The sequence below is a fragment of the Pseudomonas sp. GW822-FHT06B12 genome (genome assembly GCF_058799675.1).
Genome location: NZ_JBXALR010000005.1, coordinates 152,009 through 166,198 on the forward strand (window position 1 = coordinate 152,009; position 14,190 = coordinate 166,198).

At 59.0% G+C, this 14,190-nt stretch carries 12 protein-coding genes; 4 read left to right on the forward strand and 8 right to left on the reverse strand.

All coding sequences use genetic code 11. The features are described from left to right. Nucleotides 1–156 precede the first annotated feature (156 nt). Nucleotides 157–1,791 carry a glucan biosynthesis protein D gene (locus tag AC1RKH_RS13090; RefSeq protein ID WP_493062351.1) on the forward strand — a complete coding sequence of 545 codons (1,635 nt, stop codon included), beginning with the start codon at nucleotides 157–159 and terminating at the stop codon, nucleotides 1,789–1,791. Between the two features lie 221 nt (nucleotides 1,792–2,012). Here the strand turns inward: AC1RKH_RS13090 and AC1RKH_RS13095 are convergent, their stop codons facing one another. Then, nucleotides 2,013–2,444: an anti-virulence regulator CigR family protein gene (locus AC1RKH_RS13095; protein WP_493062352.1), complete on the reverse strand. Its 432-nt coding sequence runs from the start codon at nucleotides 2,442–2,444 to the stop codon at nucleotides 2,013–2,015. 120 nt (nucleotides 2,445–2,564) lie between these two features. Here AC1RKH_RS13095 and AC1RKH_RS13100 point away from each other — a divergent pair, with 120 nt between their 5' ends. Continuing rightward, nucleotides 2,565–3,122, forward strand: coding sequence for a hypothetical protein (locus AC1RKH_RS13100; RefSeq protein ID WP_493062353.1), 558 nt, complete (start codon nucleotides 2,565–2,567; stop codon nucleotides 3,120–3,122). 147 nt (nucleotides 3,123–3,269) lie between these two features. Here AC1RKH_RS13100 and AC1RKH_RS13105 read toward each other — a convergent pair whose 3' ends face one another. The 3 genes from AC1RKH_RS13105 to AC1RKH_RS13115 all read right to left on the reverse strand — a co-directional run bounded on the left by AC1RKH_RS13105 (nucleotide 3,270) and on the right by AC1RKH_RS13115 (nucleotide 7,010). After that, nucleotides 3,270–4,376, reverse strand: coding sequence for an NADH:flavin oxidoreductase/NADH oxidase (locus tag AC1RKH_RS13105; RefSeq protein ID WP_493062354.1), 1,107 nt, complete (start codon nucleotides 4,374–4,376; stop codon nucleotides 3,270–3,272). A 315-nt stretch (nucleotides 4,377–4,691) separates the two neighbouring features. Then, on the reverse strand, nucleotides 4,692–6,401 hold the full coding sequence (gene recJ / locus AC1RKH_RS13110; RefSeq protein WP_493062355.1) for a single-stranded-DNA-specific exonuclease RecJ: 1,710 nt from the start codon (nucleotides 6,399–6,401) through the stop codon (nucleotides 4,692–4,694). Nucleotides 6,402–6,467: 66 nt separating this feature from the next. Continuing rightward, a complete protein-coding gene (locus AC1RKH_RS13115) occupies nucleotides 6,468–7,010 on the reverse strand; it encodes a YaeQ family protein (RefSeq protein WP_493062356.1) in 543 nt (180 codons plus the stop codon). A 149-nt stretch (nucleotides 7,011–7,159) separates the two neighbouring features. Here AC1RKH_RS13115 and AC1RKH_RS13120 point away from each other — a divergent pair, with 149 nt between their 5' ends. After that, a complete protein-coding gene (locus AC1RKH_RS13120; protein WP_493062357.1) occupies nucleotides 7,160–8,359 on the forward strand; it encodes a CaiB/BaiF CoA transferase family protein in 1,200 nt (399 codons plus the stop codon). Beyond that, nucleotides 8,313–9,266, forward strand: coding sequence for a TIGR02285 family protein (locus tag AC1RKH_RS13125; RefSeq protein WP_493062358.1), 954 nt, complete (start codon nucleotides 8,313–8,315; stop codon nucleotides 9,264–9,266). The genes AC1RKH_RS13120 and AC1RKH_RS13125 overlap by 47 nt, the downstream gene beginning before the upstream one ends. 168 nt (nucleotides 9,267–9,434) lie before the next feature. On the opposite strand, the gene AC1RKH_RS13130 is transcribed toward AC1RKH_RS13125, so the two are convergent. The 4 genes from AC1RKH_RS13130 to AC1RKH_RS13145 all read right to left on the reverse strand — a co-directional run bounded on the left by AC1RKH_RS13130 (nucleotide 9,435) and on the right by AC1RKH_RS13145 (nucleotide 14,180). Next, the gene (locus AC1RKH_RS13130; protein WP_493062359.1) at nucleotides 9,435–9,722 is read right to left on the reverse strand and encodes a DUF3509 domain-containing protein; all 288 of its coding nucleotides are present in this window, start codon (nucleotides 9,720–9,722) and stop codon (nucleotides 9,435–9,437) included. A gap of 165 nt (nucleotides 9,723–9,887) precedes the next feature. After that, nucleotides 9,888–11,249, reverse strand: a complete 1,362-nt coding sequence (locus AC1RKH_RS13135) for a transporter substrate-binding domain-containing protein (protein WP_493062360.1) — start codon at nucleotides 11,247–11,249, stop codon at nucleotides 9,888–9,890. A 119-nt stretch (nucleotides 11,250–11,368) separates the two neighbouring features. Continuing rightward, on the reverse strand, nucleotides 11,369–12,778 hold the full coding sequence (gene thrC, locus AC1RKH_RS13140; protein ID WP_493062361.1) for a threonine synthase: 1,410 nt from the start codon (nucleotides 12,776–12,778) through the stop codon (nucleotides 11,369–11,371). Between the two features lie 97 nt (nucleotides 12,779–12,875). Further along, the gene (locus AC1RKH_RS13145; protein ID WP_010462982.1) at nucleotides 12,876–14,180 is read right to left on the reverse strand and encodes a homoserine dehydrogenase; all 1,305 of its coding nucleotides are present in this window, start codon (nucleotides 14,178–14,180) and stop codon (nucleotides 12,876–12,878) included. Nucleotides 14,181–14,190 lie beyond the last annotated feature (10 nt).

Below are 14,190 nucleotides of genomic sequence, written 5' to 3' on the forward strand. Positions count from 1 at the left end.
CGCAAATTAATCATTTTTCGAGTTATTTCGAACGCTTTATCTTATTCGGCATCTGTTTAAAATCCGACGCGTTTGGCCGAAGGCTTGTCCGAACCTCTATTTCTGATCCGTAACGCAGCCGGGAACGCCGCGGGATCGTCCAAGACAGGTTGTCTTATGCACCGCAGGAATTTGCTCAAAGCCTCCATGGCCATCGCCGCCTACACCGGCCTTTCGGCCACTGGATTGTTGGCCGCGCGGGCCTGGGCCGGGACTGCCGATGGAGAGGCCCAGGCCTTCGACTTCGAAGCCTTGCAGGCGCAAGCCAAGCAACTGGCCAGCCGCAGTTATGTGGACACCAAACAGGTGTTGCCACCGACGCTGGCGAACATGACGCCGCAGCAATTCAACGCGATTCAGTACGACGCCGGCCATTCGCTGTGGAATGACCTGAACGGGCAACTCGACGTGCAGTTCTTCCACGTCGGCATGGGTTTCAAGCAACCGGTGCGCATGTACAGCGTTGACCCCAAGACCCGTCAGGCGCGGGAAGTGCACTTCCACCCGTCATTGTTCAATTACCAGAATTCCAGCGTCGATACCGCGCAGCTCAAGGGCGACCTGGGCTTTGCCGGGTTCAAGCTGTTCAAGGCCCCGGAGCTGGATAAACACGACGTGGTGTCGTTCCTTGGCGCCAGCTACTTCCGTGCTGTGGATAACACCGGCCAGTACGGTTTGTCGGCCCGTGGCCTGGCAATCGACACCTACGCGAAGAAACGCGAAGAGTTTCCGGACTTCACCAGGTTCTGGTTCGAAACCCCGGACAAGGACAGCACCCGTTTCGTGGTTTATGCCCTGCTCGACTCACCCAGCGCCACCGGCGCCTACCGCTTTGATATCGACTGCCAGGCCAATCAGGTGGTGATGGCCATCGACGCTCACGTCAATGCGCGCACTGCCATTGAACAACTCGGCATCGCACCGATGACCAGCATGTTCAGCTGCGGCACTCACGAACGGCGCATGTGCGACACCCTTCACCCGCAGATCCACGACTCGGATCGGCTGGCCATGTGGCGTGGCAATGGCGAGTGGATCTGCCGTCCGCTGAACAACCCGGCGACCCTGCAGTTCAACGCCTTCGCCGACACGGACCCGAAAGGTTTTGGTCTGGTGCAGACCGACCATGAGTTCGCCAGCTATCAGGACACCGTCGACTGGTACAGCAAGCGCCCGAGCCTGTGGGTCGAGCCGACCACCGCCTGGGGCGAAGGCTCCGTCGACCTGCTGGAAATCCCCACCACCGGCGAAACCCTGGACAACATCGTGGCCTTCTGGACCCCGAAAAAACCAGTGGCCGCAGGTGACTCGCTGAATTACGGCTACAAGCTCTACTGGAGCGCCCTGCCGCCAGTGGGTACGCCGCTGGCGCGGGTCAATGCCACGCGTTCCGGTATGGGCGGTTTCGTCGAAGGCTGGGCACCCGGTGAGCACTATCCGAAGGTCTGGGCTCGGCGTTTTGCGGTCGACTTTACCGGCGGTGGGCTGGATCGCTTGCCTGAAGGCACCAGTATCGAACCGGTGGTCACGGCGTCGAGCGGTCAGGTCAAGGATTTCAACGTGCTGATGCTGGATGACATCAAAGGCTATCGAATCACCTTTGACTGGTTCCCGACCGACGACAGCGTGGCGCCGGTGGAATTGCGTTTGTTCATCCGCACCCATGACCGGACGTTGAGCGAGACCTGGCTGTATCAGTACTTCCCGCCAGCGCCGGACCAGCGCAAGTACCCGGATTGGGCGGCCGCTTGAGGTAAGTGACGTCCGAGCTGGCCCCATCGCGAGCAAGCTCGCTCCCACATTGGATTCGGGTGTACACAAAATCTGTGTTCACACCGGTCAAGTGTGGGAGCGAGCTTGCTCCGGGCGGCGATCCGACGATGACGGCGGCTCAGCGTCCAAGACTCCGTAAGTCAAACGAAGCCCCGGCCTGATGCCGGGCTTTTTCGTTCTATCGTCTCGCAGCCGAAAACTCAGTCCACCACGTTATGCAGGACCTGATAAATAAGTCCGGTTGCGAGGGTCACCAGGATCAGGTCTGTCCCGACTTGCTGCCATTCATAGCCCTCATAACGAGGCAGTCTTTCCAGCATCCTGCCGTCCAGCTTTTTGGCGATTCCTGGCGGCAGAGGTTTTCCTTGGGCAATCTTCTTTTGAATGCCTGGCGGTAGCGCTGGGCCAGGCGACCAATAATCACGACTGTTACCGACGATGACTCGAACACCGCCCACGTCGACCTGCGGGCCTCTGTATCCACCCCCCTGCTGATAGTTCTGGGATTTGTTGCCTTTGTTCCCGTTACCGTGCGGGTTGCCGTTCCCATTGCCAGGATCTGCGTACAGAGCCGTTGAGCCACACAAAAGCGTGAAACTTGTCAAAAAAGCTACAACTGAACGCGTCGTCATATCCGTGATCCTCTTGCCGTGATCCTCTTGCCGTGGTGCCTTCCGTCGGGAGCCTGAGAACTATAGACCGTGATAGACGTCCTAGTTGATACAAACCTACCCTGATCTATGGAAGCAATCATGCTTTTAAAGAAATCGAACCTAGTCGCTGTTATGTCCTGCGTAATGATGCTGGCTGCAGCACCTTTACTCCCTGTGAGCTTCGCTTATGCAAAAGATGGTGGAAGCCACGGTGGCGGTAACGGTAGTGGTGGCAACGGTGGTGGTAGCGGCGGTGGTGGTAGCAGCGGCAACGGCGCAGGTCACGGCGGCGGCATCGGCAATGGCGGCCGCGCAGAAGGTCATTCTGCTGATGCTGGCAGCAATGGCCGTGCTGAAGGTAAAGAAGCCGATCATGACGGCCGAGCGGTCAGGGACCATGGCCTAAGTGGTCTTAAGGAAGGTCAGGAAAGCGATCATGCCGGTCGCGCAGTCAGGGACCACGGCATCAAAGGCCATCACACTGGCCTCGCTCGTCATGACAGTAAAGTACATGGCGTGGCGACGTCCGGGATTGCACATTCCAAAACCACGCACGGACTGACCAAAGCCACTGCGATCTCGGCCACCACGCCAGGCGATCACAATACAAAGGGCTTGAGCAAGGCGGTCACTTCTAGCACCAAACTGGATCGGTAAACCCGACCCTTTGTCGTCGCGAGAGCCTTTGTGTGCTCTCGTATGACGCACAAAACCCACCGGCCGTGCGGTGTGTTCATTCCATAAAAAACGCCGCTTGTCCCTCAATGGGAAAGCGGCGTTTTTTATTGGTTTGCACGGCGCGGATCAGTCACGCAAATCTGACTCATGGATCGGCTGATCGCGGCTCGTTGCCCGTTGATACTGCGCCGGCCAGATGGCCTTGTGTCCGCCCAGGTCATCGTCGGCGTGCAACGGCCAGTACGGGTCACGCAATAGCTCACGAGCCAGCAGGATGATGTCAGCCTGGCAGGTGCGCAGAATGTGTTCGGCCTGCGCAGGTTCGGTAATCAATCCGACAGTGCCGGTGGCAATTCCCGACTCCTTGCGCACGCGCTCGGCAAAACGCGTCTGATAACCCGGCCCGGTAGGAATCTCCGCATTCGCCGCAGTGCCACCGGACGACACATCGATCAGATCGACCCCCAGTGCTTTCAGACGCCGCGCCAGCTCCACGGTTTCATCCGGGTTCCAGCCATCCTCGACCCAATCGGTGGCCGATACACGAACGAACAGTGGCAACTCTTCCGGCCAGACCGCGCGCACCGCCTCGGTCACTTGCAGCACCAACCGAATGCGATTTTCGAAAGAACCGCCGTACTGATCACGACGCTGATTGCTCAACGGCGACAGAAACTGATGCAGCAGATAGCCGTGAGCGGCATGCACTTCGACCACTTTGAAGCCTGCGGTCAGTGCACGTTTGGCCGACTCGACGAACGCCTGAATCACTTCGGCGATTTGCGCCTCGGTCAATTGCGTAGGTGGTGTGTGTTCGGGGTCGAAGGCAATCGGTGAGGGGCCAACCGGGGTCCAGCCGCCATCCACCAGCTTGACGCTGCCATGCTTGCCCAGCCATGGCCGGTGAGTGCTGGCCTTGCGGCCGGCATGGGCCAGTTGAATACCGGCGACCGCGCCTTGGGCAGTGATAAACCGGGTGATGCGTTGCAGCGGTTCGATCTGTTCGTCGTTCCACAGGCCCAGGTCCTGAGCGGTGATCCGCCCCTCGGCAGTGACTGCCGTGGCTTCGGTAAATATCAGACCGGCCCCGCCCACGGCACGGCTGCCGAGGTGTACCAGATGCCAGTCATTGGCCAGCCCATCGACGCTGGAGTATTGGCACATCGGCGACACCGCGATGCGGTTGAGCAGGGTCAATTGACGAAGGGTGTACGGTTCAAGCAGCAGACTCATGGGGCACCTCTCAAATCAGTGGGCAGGCTCCAGGGTTCTGTTTGAAAAGTCGACGAGTGACAGGAAAGGATGCAGCACCCGCCCCCGCGGGTAAAAAATTCGACAAAACGTCACAAGGCCAATCAAGCAGTGATTAGAGCCTAGTCGACATCGGCGGATCAGGGAGGGTTCAAGAAAAGATCGCAGGAATGACGGGCACCTGTAGGAGCTGGCGAAGCCTGCGATCTTTTGGCATTGGTATGAACGCCGAAGGTCAAGAGATCGCAGCCTGCGGCAGCTCCTACAGAGGAATGGCGTGCCCCTGCAGGTTTTTTTTCAGCGCGGTTCGATATGGGCAATCATCAACTGGACGGTTTCCTGGCCGCGGAACTCATTGACGTCGAGCTTGTAGGCCAGCTCGACCCAGCGAATGGTCGGGTTCGGCCAGACATCGCGGTCGATGCCAAAGGCAATGCCGTCGAGTTTCACCGAACCACATTCGCTTTTCAGCACCACCTTGAGGTGGCGTTCACCGACCACTCGCTGCTCGACCAATTGGAACACCCCGTGAAACAACGGCTCCGGGAAGTGTTGGCCCCATGGGCCGGCATGGCGCAGGGCGCGGGCCAATTCCAGGTGAAACTCTTCGACCGCCAGGGTGCCATCCGACAGCAACCGCCCGGTCAGGTCTTCTTCACGCATTTGCCGACGGACTTCAGCGTCAAAGGCCTCGGCGAACAACGGAAAATTCGCTTCCGGTAGCGTCAGCCCCGCCGCCATGGCGTGACCACCGTACTTGCTGATCAGCGTCGGGTGCTGCGCCGCCACCACACTCAAGGCATCACGAATATGAAAGCCCTGCACTGAACGTCCCGAGCCCTTGAGCATGCCGTCACCGGCGTCGGCAAAGGCGATGGTCGGACGGAAATAGCGCTCTTTCATACGGGACGCGAGGATCCCGATGACGCCCTGGTGCCACTCGGGATCGAACAGGCACAAGCCGAATGGCATCGACTCCAGCGGCAAGTCCTTGAGCTGGGCCAACGCTTCGCGCTGCATGCCTTGCTCAATGGATTTGCGATCCTGATTCATGCCGTCCAGTTGCGCGGCCATTTCACGGGCGGCGCCTGCGTCTTCGGTGAGCAGGCATTCGATGCCCAGGCTCATGTCGTCCAGACGTCCCGCCGCATTCAGGCGCGGGCCGAGGATGAACCCCAGATCGGTCGAGGTGATGCGCGAGTGATCGCGCTTGGCCACTTCAAGGATCGCCTTGATGCCCGGCCGAGCCCGGCCAGCGCGAATCCGCTCCAGGCCCTGATGCACCAGGATCCGGTTGTTGGCATCCAGGGGCACCACGTCGGCGACGCTGCCCAGCGCCACCAGATCCAGCAATTCACCAATGTTGGGCTGCGGCTTGCTCTCGTACCAGCCCAGGCTACGCAGGCGTGCACGCAACGCCATCAGCACATAGAAAATCACCCCGACACCGGCCAGCGCCTTGCTCGGGAACTCACATCCTGGCTGGTTCGGATTGACGATGGCATCGGCCAACGGCAGTTCGTCACCGGGCAAATGGTGATCGGTGACCAAGACCTTGAGCCCGGCCTTTTTCGCCGCCGTCACGCCCTCGACGCTGGATATGCCGTTGTCCACGGTGATCAACAACTGCGGCTGGCGCTCCAGCGCCACCGCGACGATTTCCGGGGTCAGGCCGTAGCCGTACTCGAATCGATTGGGCACCAGATAATCGACGTGAGCCGCGCCGAGCAGACGCAACCCCAGCATGCCGACGGTACTGGCGGTCGCGCCATCGGCGTCGAAGTCGCCGACGATCAGAATCCGCTGACGCTGTTCCAGCGCGACCACCAGCAAATCCACCGCCGCCTCGATGCCCTTGAGCTGTTGATACGGGATCAAGCGCGCCAGGCTCTTGTCCAGCTCGGCCTCGGACTGCACGCCCCGCGCTGCATACAGGCGAGTCAGTAGCGGTGGCAAATCACCGAGAAACGGCAGGGTAGCGGGTAGCAGGCGAGGTTCGATGCGCATGAGATGACAGGTGCTTCTCTTGAAAACGTAGGATAAAACCGGGTGACGCGATCCAGCGCTGAAAAATCAGCCGCGCTCGCCGCTCAGCCACTGCAACTGGACTTCATGCTGACCACGGTCGTCGGTGACGAAAATCGTCCCTTCGCTGATCATCACGTCCCACTTGATAACGCGGGGCATGTCCTTGGCCAGGGTCTCGAGGACTTCTTGAGGAACAGCCGCGATGTGCACGTTTTTCAGGTTTTTGATCGCCGGGATCACTTTGGTTTCCCAGACGCGCAGGCTGCCGTAGGCCAACAGGCTGGTGCGCTCGGTACGACGCGAGCACCAGGTCAGGCGGTCGGCGTCTGGCTGGCCGACTTCGATCCAGTGCAGGACGCGGTCATCCAGGCTCTTTTCCCACAGTGCTGGTTCATCGACATCCGACAGACCGCGACCAAAGGACAATTGCTCGTCGTACCAGAAGGCATAGGCCAACAGCCGCACGGTCATGCGCTCCTCGGTCTCCGAAGGGTGACGGGCGATGGTCTGCTTGACGCTTTCATACACCCCACGATCGAGGTCAGTGAGGTTCAATTCAAACTTGTAGGTCGTGGACGGCTGGGCCATGAACGGGCTTCTTGATACGAGGAAAGGCGGCAAGTCTAACCGATGCCGGGGTCAATCAACGAATCATGACGGCCATCAAGCGTGGGCGATGAGCTCCTGCCTATGATAAAACGATCTACTCGCTCAGCCTTTGTCCTACAGGATTGACCATGCCGCTCACCGCCAAGCCCCTTGCCGGCCTGAAAATCATCGAACTCGGTACTTTGATCGCTGGCCCCTTCGCCTCGCGTATTTGTGCCGAGTTCGGCGCCGAAGTGATCAAGATCGAATCTCCGGATGGCGGTGACCCATTGCGCAAGTGGCGCAAACTCTACGAAGGCACCTCGCTGTGGTGGTTCGTCCAGGCGCGCAACAAGAAATCCCTGACGCTGAACCTCAAGCACCCTGACGGCCTGGCGATCCTCAAGCAGCTACTCGGTGAAGCCGACATCCTCATCGAAAACTTCCGCCCTGGCGTGCTGGAGAAACTGGGCCTGGGTTGGGACGTCCTGCATGCGCTGAACCCGAAACTGGTGATGGTCCGTCTATCGGGCTTTGGGCAAACCGGGCCGATGAAGGATCAACCGGGCTTCGGTGCGGTCGGCGAATCCATGGGCGGTTTGCGTTACATCACCGGGTTCGAGGATCGACCGCCAGTACGCACCGGGATTTCCATCGGTGACTCGATTGCCGCGTTGTGGGGCGTGATTGGTGCGTTGATGGCCCTGCGTCACCGCGAGGTCAATGGCGGTCAGGGTCAGGTGGTGGACGTGGCGTTGTACGAAGCGATCTTCGCCATGATGGAAAGCATGGTCCCGGAGTTCGATGTGTTCGGCTTTATCCGCGAGCGCACCGGCAACATCATGCCCGGCATCACGCCCTCCTCCATCCACACCAGCGCCGACGGCAAACACGTGCAGATCGGCGCCAACGGCGATGCGATCTTCAAGCGCTTCATGCAGACCATCGGCCGCGACGACCTGGCCAACGATCCTCTGCTTGCCAGCAACGACGGCCGCGATAGCCGTCGCGATGAGCTGTATGGCGTGATTGATCGGTGGGTCAGTTCGTTGCCACTGGATGCCGTGATCGAGCAGTTGAACCTGGCTGAAGTACCGGCAAGCCGCATCTTCAGTGCCGAAGACATGTTCAGCGATCCACAATTTCTCGCGCGGGAAATGTTCCTGCAAGCCAAGCTGCCCGACGGCAAAGACTTCAAGATGCCGGGCATCGTGCCAAAACTTTCGGAGACGCCAGGCGCTTGCGAATGGGTCGGCGCCGAGCTGGGTGAACATAACGTAGAGGTGTTGAGCGAGCTCGGCTATGACGCGCAACAGATCGCGCGACTGCGTGCCGATGGGGCTATCTAAACTGAAAGGATTGTCAGCGATTCGCCGGTGTGTGGCGCAGCAGTTGCGTGTGCTGGGTTTGGGCGCAACGCTTTTATGCCTGCTGGCAATGCCCACGGCCGCTCAAGCCAAGGACACGCTGATCTGGCTATTACGGGATTTGCCACCGCTGACGATTTTCGACGGGCCGCAAAAAAACCAGGGCGTGATCGACCGGTTTTTGCCGCTGTTGATCGCCAGCATGCCCGAGTACCAACACAGCACTTTGCAGGTCAACCGCGCACGTGGCATGCAAATGCTCCTGGAGCCCAGCTTCACCTGCGATCCTTCGTTGCTGTGGAGCCCGGAACGGGCAAAACGGATCGTCTATTCCATCGCGGCCTATCGAGTCCTTAGCAACGGAATCGTGATACGCCATGCGGACCGCAAAGCGCTTGCCCCCTTCATCATCGACAACAAGGTCGATCTGGCGCTGCTGCTGGCTCACGAAGAGAAAAAACTCGGGGTGGTCGCCGAGCGCAGTTACGGCCAGGTCGTTGACCGCCTGCTGCAACAGGCACCGAGCAACAGTCTGTCAGCCCATTACGGCAACGACGCCCTTGGCAGTCTGCTGCAAATGCAGCGCCTGGGTCGCTTGACTGCGTTGTTGGGGTATTGGCCGGAGATCCGTTATCAGGCGCGACAGCAAGGCATTTCGCTCGACGAACTGGAGTTCTACCCGATTCGCGGCACGGACAAGTACCAGACCACCCATATTGCGTGCTCGGATACCGCGCAGGGTCGTCAGGCCATCAGCCGTATCAACAAGACATTGCGCGAGCTAAGGCAGAACCGGCTGATCGAATTTTATGCCCAATGGCTCGATCCGCAAATGCGCAGCGAGTATCTGGAAGACGCCAAGACGTTTTTCCAGGATGAAACGCCCTGACCAAACGCCAGGCAAAAGAAACCCCGAGAAGTGGGGAGACGACTCGGGGTTAAACGTGGCCTACAAGGACCCGTACAACAAGCGACAAGCAACGGAGCAGAATGCTTGATCTTGCTGATACAGGGTCTGACTGACCTGAAAGCGGGAAGGTTCCCACAAAAAAACAATTCAGTTTCCGACAGCAAGACCCTTGTCTTGCGCAACATTGCGCAGAGCCGCAATCACGCTGGGCTCCAGCCGTCCTTCGGCGATCAACAAGTCGCGGTGCAATCCGTCGACAACATCTGTCAGCAGCCGTTTATCCGTGAACTGCGCCTGATTGAACTCACGCTCGACCACGATGGCGCCAGCGGTACTCTTCAATGTCACCAGGCATTCGCCATGGGCACCTGACGGGGTCAGTGTTACCTGATACGGGCTCAATGCCTCATCCAGCAATAGGCTGATACTTTCCATCTCGATCACCACTCAATAGTCCGAAAACAAAGTGCCAAGGGCGTGGTAAATGACCACTGGCCCGAGAAGAAAGTTCTGAACTCAACTGACGGTATGTCGCTTTACCCTGAGTCGTCAGAGCATGCATGGAAAAGATGACAAGAAAAAAACAGCAGGTTAACCGCGTCAGTCAGGCTCATAACGCTGACGGCCATGGGTATCGGTCCAGCCGCCCACGACACCTCGCAGCAAACCCTCGGCGCTATAAAACGGCACCGTCCACTGATAAACATCCCTCACACCACTTTTGAACGTCAGTTGGCGCTCGGTAAATCGGGTTTTCCGACTGCTGAGTTGATCCATGATTTCCGCGTGCAGAAGCTCGGCCGTCGAGGCAGGCAAAACGTCGACCTCTATCAGGCGTTTTCCCTGCATCTGGTCGAAGCGGGTCGACAGGTGCTCTTCATAGCTCTTGTTGCACATGATCAACCGCCCCTCCAGATCCCGTACAAACACCGGATCGGGCATGGCATCCATCAAGGCATGCTGGAACGCCAGTTGGTCACCAAGCCTTTGCTCGGCTTTCAGTCGTTGCTTGATCTGCATGCTCAGACGCTGGTTCCACAGCAGTGAAATCAGTCCGAAGAGACCCGCAAAAAATACTCCCCAGCAACCCCACTGGTAAAACCGCTGCCACAACGATAGCGGCTGACTGGGCACCATACCGCTGAGCCACTTCGAACGGATCGCCCGCAACTCTGCCGGAGGAAAAGCCTCGAGCGCCTTGTTGAGAATGTTCAACAGCTGTGGTTGCCCTTTGCGCAGTGCGAGATGGTCGGCCTCCCACATACCTTCGATACTTGGGCCGATCGCCAGCCGGCCTGCAGGGTACAGGTGGGCGCCCATTTCATTTTCAATGGTGACGTCGGCTTCGGCGCTTTCGACCAAGGCGCGTGCCTCGGCGTAGGTTTTGACCGAGCGCAGCTCGATTTGTGGATAGTCACGGCGGATGCCGGCCTCCAGCGCATGCCTGGCCGGTAGCACCAGAACCTTGCCTGAAAGGTCCTCCAACGAATCGACCGAAGCGGCTCCGGCCCGCCCGACGAACACCCAGCCAGCCCCACCAAAGGCATGGCTGAAATCCAGAAAGCCTTTGCGTTCGTCGTTCACCGCCAGTGTCGTGTTCATGTCTGCCCTGCCACTTTCCAGCAGCCCGAGCAGGTGTTCGGTCGAGAACGACTCTTCATGAACAAACTCCAACCCGGTCATCCGCGAAAGGCGTTGGAGAATGTCGTTGTTCAGACCGCTCCATTGACCGTGCTCATCCTTGAACAAGTACAACGGGAACTGCACCGACGCGACGATCACTCGCCGGTGCTCGGCGATCCATTTGAGCTCGTGAGCCTCAAGCTTGAGACTGTCATGACTGACGGGAGGCCTTACGTCCAAAGCGCCGAGTTGAGCCGCCAATGCACAGTGCCCCAGCCCCATGGCACTCAATAAAAACATCCAGCACACGGCCGGCTTTAATCCATTAAAAAACCACATGCCCACTTCCTTCACGTCCACTCACCCATCCTTGAGGGGTGAAACGACGACAAGTGTGCCATGCAGAAATGAGAAAGCCCGTCAGGAGACGGGCTTCAAAATGTGACAGGTAAATCCTGTCAGAGTGGCTTGCCGCGGTTGCCATGCTGACTGACAAAGGCCTGCACGGCTTTCAGGTCGTTTGGCAAAACTGTGCAGCGCTCATCTCGCTCAAACAAATCAGAAAGATGGGCTGGCAGTTCAAGCGCTTTTCCTACGCCGGCTTTTTCGACGGCCTCGGGGAATTTGACCGGATGGGCCGTTCCCAGAATCACCATCGGAATATCCAGGCTACGCCGGCACTCACGCGCAGCCTTGACGCCGATGGCGGTATGCGGATCGAGCAGTTCACCAGTTTGTTCGAAGACTTCAGCGATGGTCTCGCAGGTTTGCGCGTCATCCACGGCCAGCGAATCGAAGAGTTTGCGCGCTTCGGTCCAGCGCTCTTGCTCGACGCTGAAACCGCCACCTTGCTTGAAGGTGTCCATCAGGCCTGCAATCGCGGCACCGTTGCGACCGTGCAGGTCGAACAGCAGGCGCTCGAAGTTCGAGGAAACCATGATGTCCATCGACGGCGACAGGGTCGCGTGCAGGGTTTCCTTGACGTACTGATTGCCGCTCATGAAGCGATGCAGGATGTCGTTGCGGTTGGTGGCGACGATCAACTGGTTGATCGGCAGGCCCATGTTGCGTGCCAGGTAGCCAGCGAAGATGTCGCCGAAGTTGCCGGTTGGCACCGAGAACGACACCGAACGCGCCGGGCCGCCCAACTGCAGGGCTGCGTGGAAGTAGTAGACGATCTGGGCCATGATCCGCGCCCAGTTGATCGAGTTCACCGCCACCAGACGCGTGCCTTTGAGGAAGCTCTGGTCGGCGAAGCTGGCCTTGACCATTTCCTGGCAGTCATCGAAGTTGCCTTCGATGGCGATGTTGTGGATGTTCTCACCAAAAATGGTGGTCATCTGCCGACGCTGCACTTCAGACACACGGTTGTGCGGGTGCAGGATGAAGATGTCGACGTTTTCGCAGTGCTTGCAGCCTTCGATGGCGGCCGAACCGGTATCACCCGAGGTGGCGCCGACAATCACTACGCGCTCACCGCGTTTTTCCAGCACGTAGTCGAGCAGACGACCGAGCAATTGCAGGGCGAAATCCTTGAACGCCAGGGTCGGGCCGTGGAACAGCTCCAGCACCCATTCGTTGCCATTCAGCTGGCGCAACGGCGCCACGGCGTTGTGGGAGAACACACCGTAAGTTTCTTCGAGGATTTTCTTGAAGTCGGCGTCAGGAATGCTGCCAGTGACAAACGGGCGCATCACCCGGAAAGCCAGCTCGTGGTATGGCAGGCCAGCCCAGGAAGCGATTTCTTCCTGGGTGAAACGCGGCAGGTTTTCCGGCACGTACAGGCCGCCGTCGCTGGCCAGACCTGCCAACAGAACGTCTTCGAAATTCAGGGCCGGTGCCTGGCCGCGGGTACTGATATAGCGCATAAGGGCAAACCTTCGGTTTGGGCTGCAAGCTTCAAGCTACAAGTTAAAAGCGCCGTGGCTTTGGCTTGCAGCTTGCAGCTTGTAACTTGCAGCTGAATTAATTCAAGTGCTCGACGCGGATCCGTACGACCGGACCGACCACGCCAGCCAACGCTTCGAGGGCGGCGATCGCGTCGTTCATGTGCTGTTCCAGCACACGGTGAGTCAGCAGGATCATCGGCACCAGACCGTCATGCTCTTCGACTTCTTTCTGCATGATCGATTCGATGTTGATGCCGCGCTCCGACAGGATGCTCGCTACCTGAGCCAGCACGCCCGGATGATCCTTGGCCTGAATGCGCAGGTAGTAAGCGCTTTCGCAGGCTTCGATCGGCAGGATCGGGTGGGCCGACAGCGAATCCGGCTGGAAGGCCAGGTGCGGTACACGGTTTTCCGGGTCGGAGGTCATGGCGCGAACCACATCCACCAGGTCCGCGATCACCGACGAAGCCGTAGGTTCCATGCCAGCGCCAGCGCCGTAGAACAGCGTCGAACCGGCGGCGTCGCCGTTGACCATCACCGCGTTCATCACGCCATTGACGTTGGCGATCAGACGATCAGCCGGGATCAACGTCGGGTGTACGCGCAGTTCGATGCCGCTGGCGGTGCTGCGTGCCACGCCCAGGTGCTTGATGCGATAGCCCAGGGCTTCGGCGTAGTTCACGTCAGCGGTGGTCAGCTTGGTGATGCCTTCGGTGTAGGCCTTGTCGAATTGCAGCGGGATACCGAAAGCGATCGATGCCAGGATCGTCAGCTTGTGCGCCGCGTCGATGCCTTCGACGTCGAAGGTCGGATCGGCTTCGGCGTAACCCAGGGCTTGCGCCTCGGCGAGTACGTCTTCGAAGGTGCGGCCCTTCTCACGCATTTCGGTGAGGATGAAGTTGCCGGTGCCGTTGATGATGCCGGCGACCCAGTTGATGCGGTTGGCCGACAGGCCTTCACGAATCGCCTTGATCACCGGAATACCACCGGCCACTGCGGCTTCGAAAGCGACGATAACGCCCTTCTCGCGGGCCTTGGCGAAGATTTCGTTGCCGTGAACGGCGATCAGCGCCTTGTTCGCGGTTACTACGTGTTTTCCGTTCTCGATCGCTTTGAGTACCAGCTCACGGGCAACGGTGTAGCCGCCCATCAACTCTATGACGATGTCGATCTCAGGGTTCGTGGCCACTTCGAAGACATCGTTGGTAATCGCAATACCGGTCGTCTGGAACTGAGGCTTTGGCGTGCGCATGGCAATTTGTGCCACTTCGATTCCACGCCCGGCACGACGAGCAATTTCCTCGGCGTTGCGCTGAAGTACGTTGAAGGTACCGCCACCGACGGTCCCTAACCCACAGATGCCTACTTTGACCGGTTTCACTGTGAACTCC